The organism is Caballeronia pedi (genome assembly GCF_001544915.2).
Taxonomy (GTDB): domain Bacteria; phylum Pseudomonadota; class Gammaproteobacteria; order Burkholderiales; family Burkholderiaceae; genus Caballeronia; species Caballeronia pedi.
Window position 1 is genome coordinate 341,842 of the sequence record NZ_FCOE02000001.1, and the last position, 15,722, is coordinate 357,563.

Here is a 15,722-nt window from a genome sequence, read left to right on the forward strand (position 1 = left end):
AACAACATATGTTGTCAATGACCTGTGCGACGGCAACGCCTCAGTGCGCGGCTTTGATGTAGCGCGCTGGAATCGCGAGGATCAGCAGCGCGGCAAGAAACAGCGTGATGGCGAGCAGCGCGACGCCGACTGTCGTGCTGCCGGTGAAGTCCTTGAGAAAGCCCATGATCGATGGTCCGACGAAGCCCGCCACCGCCGCGCCGACGTTCACGAGACCCGCGCCGCCCGCCGCCGCCGTGCCGGCCAGAATGCGCGACGGCAGACTCCAGAACATCGCGAGCGTGCTCATGATGCCGGCGACGGCCAACGTCAGGCACGCGACCGCGGCCACCGGCGCGCCCGACACCGCCACGCTGCCGATCAGCGCGATGCCGCCTATGAACACCGGCGCGGCGGTATGCCAGCGCCGCTCGCGCGTGCGGACCGAGTGCTGCGCGTTGACGACCATCGCGGCGGCTGCGACGAGATAGGGAATCGCGCTCACCACGCCGATCTGAAAGTTGGAGAGGTGGCCGAGCGCCTTGACCATGGTCGGCATCCAGAAGACGAGACCGTAGTTGCCGACGTTGTAGAGGAACGAGATCGCGCACAGCAGCCACAGCGTCGGCTCTTTCAGCGCGGGCAGCAGCGCCTGTTTCTTGTCCGACGATTCACGCGCGAGTTCGCTCTTCACGACCGCGAGTTCGTCGCGCGAGAGCCACGCCGCGTCCTCGATGCGATCGACGACCATCGCGAACAGCACGAAGCCCAGCGCGACGGCGGGCAGGCCTTCGATCAGGAACATCCACTGCCAGCCGTTCATGCCCCATCCGCCGTGCGTCGTGTCCATGATCCAGCCCGACAGCGGCCCGCCGATGATCACGCCGAGCGGCATCGCGAGAAAGAGCAGCGACATCACCTTGCTGAGACGATACGACGGAAACCACAGGCTGAAGTACGCGATGACCGCCGGAAAGAAGCTCGCCTCGGTCAGGCCGAGCAGGAAGCGCAGTGCGTAGAACGTGGTCTGACTGCGCGTCGCGAGCGTCGCGATGGAGACGATGCCCCACGCGATCAGCGATCCACCGAGACACGCGCGCACGCCGACGCGTTTCACGAGATAGCCCGCCGGCACCTGAAGCAGCAGATAGCCGATGAAGAAGAGCCCCGCGCCGACGCCGTAGGCGGCTTCGGTGAGGCTCAGGTCGCTCATCATCTGCAGCTTGGCGAAGCCGACGTTCACGCGATCCAGATAGCCGAAGAAATAGCAGACCAGGATGATCGGGATGACGCGCAGCGTCACCTTGCGATACACGGCGTCGGCGGGGTGCGCGGGGTGCGCGGCGGACTGCGGTGTTGCTTGATGTGGAGTGGCCATGTCGGTCTCTGATCGGCGGAGTATTTATCGGGGAATGCGGCGCAGCGCGCGTCCCGGCCGCGCGCCGGTCGGCTCACCGCGCGCGAGCACGGGCTGGCCGTTCACGATGACGTGCTCGATGCCCAGCGGCGCGAGCTTCGGTGAATCGAAGGTGGCGCGGTCGATGACTTCGTCGGGGTCGAACACGACGAGATCCGCGAAGTGACCTTCCATGACATGGCCGCGCCCCTCGATGCCGAATTGTTCGGCGGTGAGGCCCGTCATCTTGCGCACGGCCGTTTCGAGCGGAAAGAGCTTGAGTTCGCGCGAGTAATGGCCGATCACGCGCGGGAACGTGCCCCACAGGCGTGGATGCGGCGCGGTGTCGTTCGGCAGTCCGTCGGAGCCGACCATCGTTTTCTCGTGGCGGAAAATGCGGCGCACGTCTTCTTCGTCCATCACGAAATAGATCGCGCCGGCGGGCTTCAGGTCGTCGATCGCGGCTTCGATCGAGCCGTCATACAGCGGCAGGATGTCCGCGAAGTCCTTGCCCGCGAGTTCGGGACGCTTCGTCGACCACGCGAGCATCACGCGCGACGACTGGCGGATGCGGTCCGCGCGCAGCATCGTCGAAGTGGCCGGATACGGATGACAGTCGAGGCAGAGCGGCTGACGCGCGCCTTGTGCGTCGATGAGCGCGAGCGTTTGCGTCGAACGGCCGTGGTTTTCCTTGCCCGCGACCTTGTGATGCGAGAGCACGAGATTCGCGCCGACAGCCTGACCGATCGCGAACGCCTCTTCCATCGACAGGACGATGTCGGCGGTTTCGTCGCGCAAATGCGTTGCGAAGACGCCGGCATAGCGCTTGAGCGGCGCGCAGACGTCGATCAGTTCCTGCGTGCTCGCCGCCGCCGCTGGCGGATAGAACGTGCCCGACGACACGCCGAACGCGCCCGCTTTCATCGCCTCTTCGACATCGGCTGCCATGCGCTCGCGCTCTTCGGTCGTGGCTTCGCGCGCGAGGTCGTTCATGTGGCGCACGCGCAAGGTCGAATGGCCGACCAGCGCCGCGACGTTGACGGCCGCGGGCGCGTGGTCGAGCGCATCGAGATAGGCGGCGAAGCTGTCGTAGGCGAAGCGTGCGGGCACACCGAGCAGATCCAGCGGCTGCGGAATCGAGTCGGCGCGCAAGGGCGCGAGGCTGATGCCGCAGTTGCCGGCGATCACCGTCGTCACGCCTTGCACGACTTTGGGCGTCACGTCGGGATGGGTGAGTACGAAGGCGTCGTCGTGCGTGTGACTGTCGATGAAGCCCGGCGCGACGATCTTGCCTGCCGCGTCGATGGTCGTGTCCGCGCTCGCCGCCGACAAATCGCCGATCGCCTCGATGCGCCCGCCGTTCACGCCGACATCGGCGGCGAAGCGCGCGCGGCCCGTGCCGTCGATCACGTCGCCGTTTCGGATAATCAATTGAAAGTGCATGAGCTTGCCCGTCTGGTGATGACTTTTAGTTTCAGCGACAATGCTCATCGCACAAAATACGCACGTCCAATGCCGGTTTTTAAGGGATTCATGCGGGACAGTCATGAAAGTCGAGAACTCGGAACTCGAAGCATTCGTCGCGGTGGCGGAACTGGGCAGCTTTCAGAAGGCCGCCGACAAACTGCATCTCACGCAGCCGGGGCTGTCACGGCGCATCCAGAAACTCGAGCAGGCGCTCGGCGTCGAACTGTTTCACCGCACGACGCGCAGCGTGGCGCTGACGGGCGTCGGCCGCCAGTTTCTGCCGATGGCGCGCCAGCAGATCTCGCAGTTGGGCACGATGTTGTCGTCGATTCGGGAGATCGCCGAGAAGCGCTTCGGCAAGGTGCGGCTCGCGAGCATTCCGACGGTCGTGAACCGCGTGCTGCCGGACGTGCTGCGGCGGTATGCGGAGAAGTATCCGCAAGTGGGCGTGCAGATCTTCGACGGCAATCACGACTTCGTGCTCGGGCAGGTGAGGGCGGGACTGGCGGAATTCGGCATCAGTCTCGATCCAGGCGACGACGAGGATCTGAGCTTCGAGCCCCTGCTCGCGGATCGCTACGTGCTCGCGGTGCATCGCGAACATGCATGGGCTGCGCGCGAGAGCGTGTCGCTGGGCGATCTGCGGGGCGCGCGCCTGGTCATCGGCGGGCGTGACAGCGGAAATCGGCTCCTGCTCGAACTGCTGCTCGGACACGAGTCGATCAGCCTCAGATGGTTCTACGAAGTCGAGCACATCTCGTGTGTCGTCGCGCTCGTCGATGCGGGCCTCGGCTGCGCGATCGTGCCGTCGCTCGCGGTCTCGGCGCATTTCGCGCCCAACATTCGCGCGGTGCCGATCGCGAGCCCGGAGGTGCAGCGCTCGATTGGCCTCGTGAAGCATCGGCATGTGTCGATGTCGTCCATCGCCGCCGATCTTTGCGCGTTGCTGCGGACGTCGTTCGGCTAGTTCGCCGCGTAGGCGCCTTGCGAGTGCAGCGCGGCTTCGGCCTGTTCGAGATTGGCGATCGCGTCCTTGCCTTCGAGCGCGAGCAACTGCGCGACGAGCATCTCCGCGAGCGCCGATGCCGCGACGAGCGACGGAAAGAACGACGGCGATTCGTGCGCGAAGATCAGCGTGTGATCCGCGTTCAGGGCGATGGGCGACACAGCGCTGTCGGTGAGCGCGATGAGTTTCGCGCCGCGTTCGATCGCCGCCTGCGCGACGCGGACTGCTTCGACCGAATACGGCGCGAAGCTGACGACGATGACGGCATGCCGCTTCTCGATGCCGCGCAACTGCATTTCGAGCGTGCCGGCTTCGCCGTTCACGAGGCTGACCGACGGCCGGAACAGTCGATAACCGTAGAGCAGACCGAACGCGACGGGATAGCACGACCGAAAGCCCGCGACGTGCACGTGCGGCGCTTTCTTCAAGGTCTTCGCTGCGTCCACGACGCTGTCGGCGTTTTGCGCCAGCGTGAGTTCGAGATTGTGCGATTGGGCTTGCGCGAGGTCGCGGCCCAGATGATGGTCGGCGCCGCCCTTGACGAGCGAGCGGGCGCGCGTCGTCAGCGGTTCGGGGCGCGTGCGCACGCGGCTCACGAAGATTTCGCGCAACTCGTTCCAGCCGGGGAAGCCGAGCTGCTGCGAGAGACGGACCATGGCGGCGGGCTGGACCTGCGCGCGTTCGGCGACCTTGCGCATCGAGAGCACGGCGACTTCGTCGGGATAGTCGAGCAGGAAGGCGGCGCCGGCCTGGAATTGCGGGCTCAGGTCGGGGAAACGGTCGCGGATGGTCGCGGCGAGTTGGTCGAAGGTGGGCACGTTGGTGTTTGATGAGGCGAACGTGCTATTTAAGCATGAGCGCGACGCGGGGTAGCGCGTCGCGGAATTCTCTTTTCTGAAAGATTGAAACGGTGTTACCAAAGTCGGCTTGCACCTCAGCACGCGAGGCGGGTGGTCGAGAAGCGCTTGACAAGCGTCGATAGAATTTCACTCGCATTGAATTCGTGTTGATCGGGGCACGTATTTGTCGATAGTATTATCTGACGAATAATGCCCGGAAATCGCACCAGCATGAGCAATACCTATGGATACGGCATGCATCGAAACCTTACTCCGTCCGAGCTACTTTTCCTGATTGCAGTTGATGAAACGTGCGATGAACTTGGAGTGAACGACGCCGTTGCTGTCGCATCCATATTAGCCGGCCAGAATTGGCTTCCGACTCGGGTGAAGCCCATGGGTGCAACACCGGGCACTTCTGTTGCATCCAAATTGAGCCGAAGGTTTTTGGATTACGATATCAAATGGAAAATCCTGCCGACAGTCACCAACGGCAGCGTCAAGCAATTGAAATTTCTTATGGCGCGGAATATCGGGAAATTCGTTGGGCGGACGGTACCGGTCGTGGGTTGGGCCATTGCCGCTCACGATGCGATGGCGATCGGTATCAACTCCGTTCGGCACTACAACAGGTTGGTTAAACAGGAAGACAGGATTTCTTGATGCCTATTTCCGCATGGGGTCAACTGGAATTGTTTGTCAGATCTGAAACCGGCGCACGCAAAGTGCTCACCCGCCAGCTGACTTTGGAGAAAGATTTGGATTTGACAGGGGATGATGCTGACGATTTTATGGGGAAGTTCTTTGAAAAATTCGAAGTGAAGCATGGCGACTTTGACTTGAATCGATATTTTTCCGGGGAAGGTTTCAACCCGTTCGTAATCATCGGATTTTTATTTTCCCGCAAACTAAGGCAGCAGTACGAAAAAGTGCCTTTAACTTTGAGCATGCTGGAAAAAGCTATCGAGGCTGGAATCTGGAAGAGCGGCTCGCTTGAAAAATTTGGCGATTGCGACCGATACAGCCATCAAGAGCCGGAGTAGCCGCTTGACCTGACTGACTGCGCCCGTCCAGCTGCGCCCCTTCGGTGAGCGCGACGTCGCGTATCGCTCTGAAGTTACCCTGCGAGGGATCGGTAACATAAAAATGTTTGCCGGTAAGCCTCAGAGCCCTCAAAGCAAAAAGCCGCTGTCCTTGTGGGACAGCGGCTTTTTCTTGAAGCTGGTGGCGAATCAGGGACTCGAACCCCGGACCTGCGGATTATGATTCCGTCGCTCTAACCGACTGAGCTAATTCGCCGAAAGAAGACGAGATTATGGCGAGGGCCGATCGTACTGTCAACCCCTTCTCTACGATTTCTTAACAACGAGCAGGCGGACCTCAACCAGCGCCCGCCATGCGCCAGAGCAGCATCAGTCCTCGTGATACACATTCGACTTGCGCGTGTCCTTCACGAACAACATGCCGATCACGAACGTCGCCAGCGCAATCACGATCGGATACCACAGCCCCGAGTAGATATCGCCCTTGGCCGCGACGATCGCGAAGGCCGTCGCCGGCAGGAAGCCGCCGAACCAGCCGTTGCCGATGTGATACGGCAGCGACATCGACGTATAGCGGATCCGCGCCGGGAACATCTCGACCAGCATCGCCGCGATCGGGCCATACACCATCGTCACGAAGATCACGAGGATGGTCAGGATCACGATCGCCATCGGCCAGTTGATCAGCGCCGGATCGGCCTTCGCCGGATAGCCCGCGCTCTTCAGCGTGCCCGCGAGCGTCTTGTCGAACGCCGCGCCTTGCGCCTTCGCATCGCCCGCCTTGCCGTCGTAGGTGTTCACCACGGTCTCGCCGACCTTGATCTGCGCCTGCGTGCCCGCCGGCGCGGCCACGTTTTCATAGTTCAGACCCGCCTTCGACAGCGCGCTCTTCGCGATATCGCAGGAGCTCGTGAACTTCGCCGTGCCCACCGGATTGAACTGGAACGAGCACTCGTCCGGATTGGCGATCACGACGATCGGCGACTTCTGCGTCGCGGCTTCGAGCGTCGGGTTCGTGTAGTGCGCGAGCGCCTTGAAGAGCGGGAAGAAGCTCAGCGCGGCGATCAGGCAACCCGCCATGATGATCGGCTTGCGCCCGATCCGATCCGAAAGCGACCCGAAGAACACGAAGAACGGCGTGCCGATCAGCAGCGCCACCGCGACCATGATGTTCGCGCTGGTGCCATCGACCTTCAGCGTCTGCGTGAGGAAGAAGAGCGAGTAGAACTGGCCCGTGTACCACACGACCGCCTGACCCGCCGTCAAACCGAACAGCGCGAGCAGCACGATCTTCAGGTTTTTCCACTCGCCGAACGCTTCCGTGAGCGGCGCTTTCGAGGTCTTGCCCTCGGCCTTGATGCGCTCGAACACGGGCGACTCGTGCAGCTTCATCCGGATCCACACCGAGATCGCGAGCAGCAGGATCGAGACGAGGAACGGAATGCGCCAGCCCCACGCGCCGAACTGCTCCTCGCCCATGATCGTGCGAACCGCGAGAATCACGATCAGCGAGATGAACAGACCGAGCGTCGCGGTTGTCTGGATCCAGGCCGTCCACGCGCCGCGCTTGTTCGAAGGCGCATGTTCCGCGACGTACGTCGCCGCGCCGCCGTACTCGCCGCCGAGCGCGAGGCCCTGCAGGAGTCGCATCGCGATGAAGATCACCGGCGCCGCGATGCCGATCGTCGCGTAACCGGGCAGGAAGCCGATCAGGAACGTCGACAGACCCATGATGACGATCGTCACGAGGAACGTGTACTTGCGTCCGACCATGTCGCCGAGCCGCCCGAACACGATCGCGCCGAACGGCCGCACCGCGAAGCCCGCCGCGAAACCCAGCAAGGTGAAGATGAACCCCGCGGTCGGATTGACGCCGGAGAAGAACGTCTTGCTGATATAGACGGCGAGCGAGCCCGCCAGATAGAAGTCATACCATTCGAACACCGTGCCGAGCGACGAGGCGAAGATGACTTTCTTCTCCTCCGCCGTCATCGGTGCGTGTGACACGCGCCCCTCAACCGTAGCCATATCGTCTCCTGATTTGATATTCGAATATGTCGGTCCGCGACTAGGCGGCTCCGGTGCAACGATTATTGGAACGAAAACTTACGGCGTTCTGACGCCGACTCGGAAGTCCGGGCGCTCGTAGAAATTCCTAATTGCGCGGATTTGTCGCGCATCCGTTTAGAACGATCGTTTAAATTCGTTTAATGTCGTTCTTCTCGCGCGTCTTCGGCATTTTCGCGATGCTGACGCTCAGGGTTTGTCCCGGGCAGGAAAAACCCGCTGCAGGCTGACGCGCACGAGGGTTCCGGCGCGACGCGGACTCTCCTGATACACGTGATCCTCGATGGCGAGCGCGCCGCCGTGCATCGCCGCGATCTCCTTGACGATCGCAAGGCCGAGGCCGCTGCCGTCGCCTTCGCGTCCGAGGATGCGATAGAACCGCTCGACCACGCGTTCGCGCTCGGCCGCGGGAATCCCGAGTCCTGTGTCTTCCACTTCGAGGTACACGAGATCGAGATCGCTGTCGTCGGTCCGCACGCGCACGGTGATGCGTCCGCCCGCCGGCGTGTAACGGATCGCGTTGTCGATCAGGTTCGACAGCATCTCGCGCAGCATCACCACGTTGCCTTCCACTTCGACCGGAAACGGCGGCTCTTCATAACCGAGGTCCATGCGCTTGGCGAGCGCGGCCTGCACCCAGTCGCGCACGGCGAGCCGCGCGAGATCGGTCAGCACGATGCGCGTGAAGATCTGCCCGGTCGCGCGATTCTCGGCGCGCGCGAGCGCGAGCAATTGCGTGACGAGACGCGCCGCGTGCTCGGAGCTGGTCGCGATCTGTTCGAGCGAGCGCTGCACTTCCGCCGATACATCCTGGCGCATCGCCAGTTCGGCCTGCATGCGCAGGCCCGCGAGCGGCGTCTTCATCTGATGCGCGGCATCGGCGATAAAGCGCTTCTGGAACTCCATGTTCTGTTCGAGGCGCGTCAGCAGATCGTTGAACGACGCGACGAGCGGCGCGATCTCAGGCGGCGCGCTGCCGGCCTGGAGCGGCGAGAGATCGTCGGGACGGCGCGCGCGGATGTTCGATTGCAGCGCATGCAGCGGCGCGAGCCCACGCGAAAGCCCGAACCACACGAGGATGATGGCGAGCGGCAGGATCACGAACTGCGGCAGGATCACGCCCTTGATGATGTCGTTGGCGAGCTGGCTGCGCTTGTCGAGCGTTTCGGCCACCTGCACGAGCACCGGCTGCGCGCTGTCCGGATCGCGGCCGGGCGCGAGTTGCGGCAGATCGACGGTCGTATAGGCGACGCGGATGTCGTTGCCGCGCAGCACGTCGTCGCGAAACTCGACGATGCCCGGCTGCGGACGGTCGTCGTCGTGCGGCAAGGGCATGTCGCGGTCGCCGCCGACGAGTTCGCCGCGCGTGCCGAGCACCTGGAAGAACACGCTGTCGACGTTGTCGGCGCGCAGGAAATCGCGCGTCGCATCGGGAAGCCGCAATTCGGCGACGCCGTTGACCGGCTGGATCTGGCGCGCGAGCACATAGGCATCGGCTTCGAGCGCGCGGTCGAACGGGCCGTTCGCGATCGACTTCGCGACGAGATACGTCACCGCGATGCTCATCGGCCAGAGCAGCAGAAGCGGCGCGAGCATCCAGTCGAGAATCTCGCCGAACAGCGAGCGCGGATGCGTTTCGTCGTCGGGTTCGAGTTCGTCGGGCGGCGCGAACGGGTTGGCGTAGCGCGCGTCGCGCTCGGCGTCGGAATCGGCGGCGCCCGCCTCGGCGTGGATTTTCGACTCGTGCGATTCGGTGGAAGCGGGCGACGCCATGCGGCTTACTTATAGTGCTGGCTGGCGGTTTCGCCCGCTGGCGGCGGGCTCGCGCCGTGCGCGCCGTTCGCTGTGACGCCCGCCTTCTCCAGCGTGTAGCCGAGACCGCGCACGGTGATGATCTTCGCGCCGCTCGGCTCGATCTTCTTGCGCAGCCGATGCACGTAGACCTCGATCGCGTTGTTGCTGACTTCCTCACCCCACTCGCACAGATGATTGACGAGCTGTTCCTTCGATACGAGCCGGCCGGTTCTTTGTAGCAGCACTTCGAGCACGCCGAGCTCGCGCGCGGAGAGATCGATGACCTGATCGCCGATCGTCGCGATGCGTCCCACCTGATCGAACGTGAGCGACCCGTGTTTCACGACGGTCGGGCCGCCGCCCGCGCCGCGCCGCGTCAGCGCCCGCACGCGCGCTTCGAGCTCGTTGAGCGCGAACGGTTTCGCCATATAGTCGTCCGCGCCGAGATCGAGGCCTTTCACGCGTTCGTCGACGCTGTCGGCGGCGGTGAGGATCAGCACGGGCATCTGCGAATTGCGCGCGCGCAGGCGCCGCAGCACTTCGAGGCCGGGCATGAGCGGCAGGCCGAGATCGAGGATCAGCAGGTCGAAAGTCTGCAGCGAAAGCGCGGTGTCCGCCTCGACGCCATGCCTGACATGGTCTACGGCGTATCCCGATTGGCGGAGTGATCGGACGAGGCCGTCCGCGAGTATGCTGTCGTCTTCGGCAATGAGGATTCGCATCGTCGTGTGCGCCTTTGTACGCCATGCCTCGCGCGATGAAGCGCATCGGCATTGCCGGCACGGCTCGTCGCCCGGCGCGGCGGTCTCCAGGTGTGTCGTGGTTTTTGCGCGGGTCGCGCGACGTGGAAAAAAAGCTGCGTCCACGCGCATCCATGCTTGCAAAAACTACTGTTTTTTTATACAGTGTCTGCGTGAGTGAGAAGGGCGGTTTCGTATGCTTGTTTTTGGCTGCGAAAAAGCCCGTGAACACTGCCTCAGACGCCGTTCATCATAGCAAAGGACGATTCATGGAAGAAAGCAAGAAAGGCCCGGCTGGAATGACTGCGGACAAGAGCAAGGCGCTGGCCGCCGCACTCTCGCAGATCGAAAAGCAATTCGGCAAAGGGTCGATCATGCGGCTCGGCGCAGGTGAGGCGGTCGAAGATATTCAAGTGGTGTCCACCGGTTCGCTCGGACTGGACATCGCGCTCGGCGTCGGCGGTCTGCCGCGCGGGCGTGTCGTGGAAATCTACGGTCCCGAGTCGTCGGGCAAGACCACGCTCACGCTGCAGGTGATCGCGGAGATGCAGAAGCTCGGCGGCACGGCGGCGTTCATCGACGCGGAACACGCGCTCGACGTGCAATACGCGGGCAAGCTCGGCGTGAATGTGCAGGAACTGCTGATCTCGCAGCCGGACACGGGCGAGCAGGCGCTGGAAATCACGGACGCGCTGGTGCGCTCCGGTTCCATCGACATGATCGTCATCGACTCGGTCGCGGCGCTCGTGCCGAAGGCGGAAATCGAAGGCGAAATGGGCGACTCGCTGCCGGGTCTGCAGGCGCGTCTGATGTCGCAGGCGCTGCGCAAGCTCACCGGCTCGATCAAGCGCACGAACTGCCTCGTCATCTTCATCAACCAGATCCGCATGAAGATCGGCGTGATGTTCGGCAACCCGGAAACCACCACGGGCGGCAACGCGCTCAAGTTCTATTCGTCGGTGCGTCTGGATATCCGCCGTATCGGTTCGATCAAGAAGAACGACGAAGTCATCGGCAACGAGACGCGCGTGAAGGTCGTGAAGAACAAGGTGTCGCCGCCGTTCCGCGAAGCCATCTTCGACATTTTGTACGGCGAAGGCATTTCGCGTCAGGGCGAAATCATCGATCTGGGCGTGCAGGCGAAGCTGGTCGACAAGGCGGGCGCCTGGTACAGCTACAACGGCGATCGCATCGGTCAGGGCAAGGACAACGCGCGCGAATTCCTGCGCGAGAATCCGGACATCGCACGCGAGATCGAGAACAAGATCCGCGAATCGCTGGGCGTGGCCGCGATGGGCGAGGCCGTCGTCGCGAGCGCGGACGCAGCCGACGCCGAGTAAGCATCGGGTCTGAAGGACGATGCGCAAGCGCCGGTTCGGATCGAAGACTGACACGGCGGACGAAGCAACCGGCGACGGTTCCGAGTCCGCCGATCGCTACGAGCGGAGCAGTGAGCGGCGCCCTGCATCGACCAAGTCGAGCGGATTCACGCACAAGACCAGAGAACGCGCCGACGCGAAGTCATTCGCGTCGGCGCGTCGCGTTTTTGAGCCTGCCAAAGACGACGAAAGCAGCGTCGACGCAAGCGATCGCGCCACGCGTCTGGAGCAAGCGCGCGCTTTGCTGAAGCAGGCGGCAGAACAGCCGAAGGCGCGTCCGGCTGATCGCGCACCGCATGCCGAGCCTGCGCGCAACCCCGCGGAGCCCGACTCCACTCCCTTCACCGACCCATTCGAAGACGCAGATCCCTTCGAGCCCTTCGAACAATGCGCGCCGGCTGAACCGGTGCGCGCCGAATCGGGTGAATCGGTCTACAGCCGTTCCAGCCAACGCGTTCGCAAGACTTCGGCAAGCGAACTCAACGATCCCAAACGTCCGCAACGCTCGTTGAAGGCGCGCGCGCTCGGTTTTCTCTCGCGGCGCGAATACAGCCGCGCGGAGTTGTCGCGCAAACTGCGTCCGTATGCGGAAGAAGCCAATCCGCTCGAAACATTGCTCGACAGTCTCGAACGCGATGGCTGGCTGTCGAACGAGCGCTTCGTCGAAAGCGTCGTGCATCGACGGGCGTCGCGCATGGGTGGCAGCAGGATCATCAGCGAACTGAAGCGCCATGCCGTCGGCGACACGCTCATCAGCGAAACCGCGGACAAGCTCGCGCAATCCGAAACCGCACGCGCTCAGGCTGTGTGGGAGAAGAAGTACGGCGTGCTGCCCGAAACGCCCGCCGAGCGCTCGAGGCAAGCGCGCTTTCTGGCCGCGCGCGGGTTTTCTGGCGGCACCATTGGGAAGATTCTCAAGGGCGGCGACGAAGACTGGACCGACGAGCCCGTCGACGACTGAGCGCCGCACTCGCCCAGCTTAATCCGCACGCGCGTTCCATTCGTCAGGCGCATGCCGGCCCGGAATACCCAATATGCTAAAATTGCACGGTTTTCCCCGTACCGGCTCACTCCAGCATGCCTCTCTCGCCTCCCGCTCCCCGACAAGTGCGCCACCGTCGCGCGATTCGGCTGGAGGCGTTCGAGCGTGACGACGGCCTGTGGGATATCGAAGCCTGTCTAACCGATGAGAAGCCGCGCGACTTTCGCCTCGCGACGGGCGTCCGGCCACACGGCCTGCCGATCCATGAACTCTGGCTGCGCATCACCATCGACCGCAAGCTCACCATCGTCGACGTCGAAGCGTCGTCGGACTGGTCGCCTTATGGCGGTCTGTGCGCGGAGTCCAATCCGGTCTATCGCAAGCTCATCGGGCTCAATCTGCTACAAAGTTTTCGCCGCGAAGCCAACAAGGTGCTGCGCGGCGCGGCCGGCTGCACGCATCTCACCGAGCTGTGCGGTGTTTTGCCGACGGCCGCCATTCAGGCATTCGCCGGCGACGTCTGGAAGATCGAAGACGGCAATCCGTTCAAGCAAGACGATGCATCGAATCCCGCGAGCGCAGCGCACGACGAGCCGCCGTTCCAGCTCGGCCGTTGCCGCGCATTGCGTTTCGACGGGCCCGCGGTCAAGGAGTATTACCCGCGGTGGTTCGGCTACACGCCGGCCGATGCATCCGAATCCGCAACGACGGTACAGGACAAGGCGGAGACGAAATCCGCCTCGTAGGGCGCAGGCAGCGCTTGCGCGCACGCACGGAATTCAAAGAAGAATCGAAAAATCAGCGGTTCAAGCACATAGAAGTTCACTCCAACTCTCAGACTGAAGGAATCACGCATGAAGATTCACGAGTACCAGGGTAAGGAAATCCTGCGGAAATTCGGCGTCGCGGTCCCGCGCGGCAAACCCGTGTTCTCGGTGGATGATGCGGTCAAGGCCGCGGAAGAGCTGGGCGGCCCGGTCTGGGTCGTCAAGGCGCAGATCCACGCTGGCGGCCGCGGCAAGGGCGGCGGCGTGAAGGTCGCGAAGTCGATCGAACAGGTCCGCGAATACGCGAACCAGATCCTCGGCATGCAGCTCGTCACGCACCAGACCGGCCCCGAAGGCCAGAAGGTGAATCGCCTGCTGATCGAAGAAGGCGCGGACATCAAGAAGGAACTGTACGTCGGCCTCGTGCTCGATCGCGTTTCGCAGAAGATCGTCGTGATGGCGTCGAGCGAAGGCGGCATGGACATCGAGGAAGTCGCGGAAAAGACGCCCGAGTTGCTGCACAAGCTGCCCGTCGATCCCGCCACGGGCCTGAAGGATGCCGAAGCGGACGACCTGGCCCGCAAGATCGGCATCCCCGACGCATCGGTGCCGCAAGCGCGCGCGATCCTGCAAGGCCTGTACAAGGCTTTCTTCGACACCGACGCATCGCTCGCCGAAATCAACCCGCTGATCCTGACCGGCGACGGCAAGGTGATCGCGCTCGACGCCAAGTTCAACTTCGATGCGAACGCGCTGTTCCGTCATCCGGAAATCGTCGCGTACCGCGATCTGGACGAAGAAGATCCGGCTGAAGTCGAAGCATCGAAGTTCGACCTCGCCTACATCTCGCTCGATGGCAACATCGGCTGTCTGGTGAACGGCGCGGGCCTCGCGATGGCGACGATGGACACCATCAAGCTGTTCGGCGGCGAACCGGCCAACTTCCTCGACGTCGGCGGCGGCGCGACCACCGAAAAGGTGACCGAAGCCTTCAAGCTGATGCTGAAGAACCCGAACCTGAAGGCGATCCTCGTCAACATCTTCGGCGGCATCATGCGCTGCGACGTGATCGCGGAAGGCGTGATCGTGGCGTCGAAGGCGGTGGATCTGAAGGTGCCGCTCGTCGTGCGCATGAAGGGCACGAACGAAGACCTCGGCAAGAAGATGCTGGCGGATTCGGGCTTGCCGATCATCTCGGCCGACAGCATGGAAGAAGCCGCGCAGAAGGTCGTCGCGGCTGCCGAAGGCAAGTAAGCGCGTCTGCTTACCGAGCCTAAGAGAGCGTTCCACCAGATACGAATGGCGGCGCGTGCGTGAGCATCGCGACGCCAAACGAACAGAGGTCACTACATGTCGATTCTGATCAACAAAGACACGAAGGTCATCACGCAGGGCATCACCGGCAAGACTGGCCAGTTCCACACGCGCGCCTGCCGCGAATACGCGAACGGCCGTGAAGCCTACGTCGCGGGCGTGAATCCGAAGAAGGCCGGCGAAGACTTCGAAGGCATTCCGATCTACGCGTCCGTGAAGGAAGCGAAGGCCGAAACCGGCGCGACCGTTTCGGTCATCTACGTGCCGCCCGCGGGCGCAGCCGCTGCGATCTGGGAAGCCGTCGAGGCCGATCTCGATCTCGCGATCTGCATCACGGAAGGCATTCCGGTTCGCGACATGCTGGAAATCAAGGACCGCATGCGCCGCGAAAACCGCAAGACGCTGCTGCTCGGACCGAACTGCCCCGGCACGATCACGCCGGACGAGCTGAAGATCGGCATCATGCCGGGTCACATCCACAAGAAGGGCCGCATCGGCGTGGTGTCACGCTCGGGCACGCTGACGTACGAAGCGGTCGGCCAGCTGACGGCGCTCGGCCTCGGCCAGTCGTCGGCGGTCGGTATCGGCGGCGATCCGATCAACGGTCTGAAGCACATCGACGTGATGAAGATGTTCAACGACGATCCGGACACGGACGCCGTCATCATGATCGGCGAGATCGGCGGCCCGGACGAAGCGAATGCGGCTTACTGGATCAAGGACAACATGAAGAAGCCGGTCGTCGGCTTCATCGCGGGCGTGACGGCGCCTCCGGGCAAGCGCATGGGCCACGCAGGCGCGCTGATCTCGGGCGGCGCGGACACGGCGGACGCCAAGCTCGAAATCATGGACGCGTGCGGCATCAAGGTCACGAAGAACCCGTCGGAGATGGCTCGTCTGTTGAAGTCGGTGCTGTAACGAAGCGGGCAGAATGCGGCGGGGTTTGGTA

Annotated in this window: 14 protein-coding genes and 1 tRNA gene; 8 read left to right on the top strand and 7 right to left on the bottom strand. The window is 63.1% G+C overall.

Annotated features, from left to right (window positions below; translation table 11 throughout):
- Window positions 1–40 precede the first annotated feature (40 nt).
- Window positions 41–1,357: an MFS transporter gene (locus tag AWB80_RS01625; RefSeq protein WP_061172881.1), complete on the bottom strand. Its 1,317-nt coding sequence runs from the start codon at window positions 1,355–1,357 to the stop codon at window positions 41–43.
- A 24-nt stretch (window positions 1,358–1,381) separates the two neighbouring features.
- On the bottom strand, window positions 1,382–2,818 hold the full coding sequence (locus AWB80_RS01630; RefSeq protein WP_061172882.1) for an N-acyl-D-amino-acid deacylase family protein: 1,437 nt from the start codon (window positions 2,816–2,818) through the stop codon (window positions 1,382–1,384).
- A 103-nt stretch (window positions 2,819–2,921) separates the two neighbouring features.
- On the opposite strand from AWB80_RS01630, the gene AWB80_RS01635 reads away from it, so the two are divergent.
- Window positions 2,922–3,809, top strand: a complete 888-nt coding sequence (locus AWB80_RS01635) for a LysR family transcriptional regulator (protein ID WP_061172883.1) — start codon at window positions 2,922–2,924, stop codon at window positions 3,807–3,809.
- Here AWB80_RS01635 and AWB80_RS01640 read toward each other — a convergent pair.
- Window positions 3,806–4,666, bottom strand: coding sequence for a MurR/RpiR family transcriptional regulator (locus tag AWB80_RS01640; protein WP_061172884.1), 861 nt, complete (start codon window positions 4,664–4,666; stop codon window positions 3,806–3,808). The two genes, AWB80_RS01635 and AWB80_RS01640, sit on opposite strands and share 4 nt — an antisense overlap.
- Before the next feature lie 252 nt (window positions 4,667–4,918).
- On the opposite strand from AWB80_RS01640, the gene AWB80_RS01645 reads away from it, so the two are divergent.
- Window positions 4,919–5,350: an STM2901 family protein gene (locus tag AWB80_RS01645; RefSeq protein WP_061172885.1), complete on the top strand. Its 432-nt coding sequence runs from the start codon at window positions 4,919–4,921 to the stop codon at window positions 5,348–5,350.
- The gene (locus AWB80_RS01650; protein ID WP_061172886.1) at window positions 5,350–5,730 is read left to right on the top strand and encodes a DUF1493 family protein; all 381 of its coding nucleotides are present in this window, start codon (window positions 5,350–5,352) and stop codon (window positions 5,728–5,730) included. The genes AWB80_RS01645 and AWB80_RS01650 overlap by 1 nt, the downstream gene beginning before the upstream one ends.
- 179 nt (window positions 5,731–5,909) lie before the next feature.
- Here AWB80_RS01650 and AWB80_RS01655 read toward each other — a convergent pair.
- From AWB80_RS01655 to AWB80_RS01670, 4 genes are all read right to left on the bottom strand, one after another.
- Window positions 5,910–5,986: transfer RNA gene (locus AWB80_RS01655), tRNA-Met, on the bottom strand.
- 113 nt (window positions 5,987–6,099) lie between these two features.
- Complete coding sequence (locus tag AWB80_RS01660) at window positions 6,100–7,758, bottom strand: MFS transporter (protein ID WP_061172887.1); 1,659 nt, start codon at window positions 7,756–7,758, stop codon at window positions 6,100–6,102.
- 228 nt (window positions 7,759–7,986) lie between these two features.
- Window positions 7,987–9,570, bottom strand: coding sequence for a sensor histidine kinase (locus AWB80_RS01665; protein ID WP_061172888.1), 1,584 nt, complete (start codon window positions 9,568–9,570; stop codon window positions 7,987–7,989).
- 5 nt (window positions 9,571–9,575) lie between these two features.
- Window positions 9,576–10,313, bottom strand: a complete 738-nt coding sequence (locus AWB80_RS01670) for a response regulator transcription factor (protein ID WP_061172889.1) — start codon at window positions 10,311–10,313, stop codon at window positions 9,576–9,578.
- A 287-nt stretch (window positions 10,314–10,600) separates the two neighbouring features.
- Here AWB80_RS01670 and recA point away from each other — a divergent pair, with 287 nt between their 5' ends.
- The 5 genes from recA to sucD all read left to right on the top strand — a co-directional run bounded on the left by recA (window position 10,601) and on the right by sucD (window position 15,691).
- Window positions 10,601–11,671 carry a recombinase RecA gene (gene recA, locus AWB80_RS01675; protein ID WP_061172890.1) on the top strand — a complete coding sequence of 357 codons (1,071 nt, stop codon included), beginning with the start codon at window positions 10,601–10,603 and terminating at the stop codon, window positions 11,669–11,671.
- Window positions 11,672–11,690: 19 nt separating this feature from the next.
- A complete protein-coding gene (recX, locus tag AWB80_RS01680) occupies window positions 11,691–12,671 on the top strand; it encodes a recombination regulator RecX (RefSeq protein WP_061172891.1) in 981 nt (326 codons plus the stop codon).
- Window positions 12,672–12,787: 116 nt separating this feature from the next.
- Window positions 12,788–13,438, top strand: coding sequence for a DUF2889 domain-containing protein (locus tag AWB80_RS01685; protein WP_061172892.1), 651 nt, complete (start codon window positions 12,788–12,790; stop codon window positions 13,436–13,438).
- 93 nt (window positions 13,439–13,531) lie between these two features.
- Entirely contained in the window at window positions 13,532–14,713 is a 1,182-nt protein-coding gene (gene sucC / locus AWB80_RS01690; protein WP_341866801.1) for an ADP-forming succinate--CoA ligase subunit beta, read from the top strand.
- Between the two features lie 96 nt (window positions 14,714–14,809).
- Window positions 14,810–15,691, top strand: coding sequence for a succinate--CoA ligase subunit alpha (gene sucD, locus AWB80_RS01695; protein ID WP_035497975.1), 882 nt, complete (start codon window positions 14,810–14,812; stop codon window positions 15,689–15,691).
- Window positions 15,692–15,722: the final 31 nt, after the last annotated feature.

Bases quoted from the DNA above. Each gene is read 5' to 3' on its own strand.
- AWB80_RS01685 (WP_061172892.1), top strand. From the start codon at position 12,788: ATGCCTCTCTCGCCTCCCGCTCCCCGACAAGTGCGCCACCGTCGCGCG.
- AWB80_RS01635 (WP_061172883.1), top strand. From the start codon at position 2,922: ATGAAAGTCGAGAACTCGGAACTCGAAGCATTCGTCGCGGTGGCGGAA.
- AWB80_RS01665 (WP_061172888.1), bottom strand. From the start codon at position 9,570: ATGGCGTCGCCCGCTTCCACCGAATCGCACGAGTCGAAAATCCACGCC.
- recX (WP_061172891.1), top strand. From the start codon at position 11,691: ATGCGCAAGCGCCGGTTCGGATCGAAGACTGACACGGCGGACGAAGCA.
- AWB80_RS01625 (WP_061172881.1), bottom strand. From the start codon at position 1,357: ATGGCCACTCCACATCAAGCAACACCGCAGTCCGCCGCGCACCCCGCG.
- AWB80_RS01630 (WP_061172882.1), bottom strand. From the start codon at position 2,818: ATGCACTTTCAATTGATTATCCGAAACGGCGACGTGATCGACGGCACG.
- AWB80_RS01645 (WP_061172885.1), top strand. From the start codon at position 4,919: ATGAGCAATACCTATGGATACGGCATGCATCGAAACCTTACTCCGTCC.
- recA (WP_061172890.1), top strand. From the start codon at position 10,601: ATGGAAGAAAGCAAGAAAGGCCCGGCTGGAATGACTGCGGACAAGAGC.
- AWB80_RS01660 (WP_061172887.1), bottom strand. From the start codon at position 7,758: ATGGCTACGGTTGAGGGGCGCGTGTCACACGCACCGATGACGGCGGAG.
- sucD (WP_035497975.1), top strand. From the start codon at position 14,810: ATGTCGATTCTGATCAACAAAGACACGAAGGTCATCACGCAGGGCATC.
- AWB80_RS01650 (WP_061172886.1), top strand. From the start codon at position 5,350: ATGCCTATTTCCGCATGGGGTCAACTGGAATTGTTTGTCAGATCTGAA.
- AWB80_RS01670 (WP_061172889.1), bottom strand. From the start codon at position 10,313: ATGCGAATCCTCATTGCCGAAGACGACAGCATACTCGCGGACGGCCTC.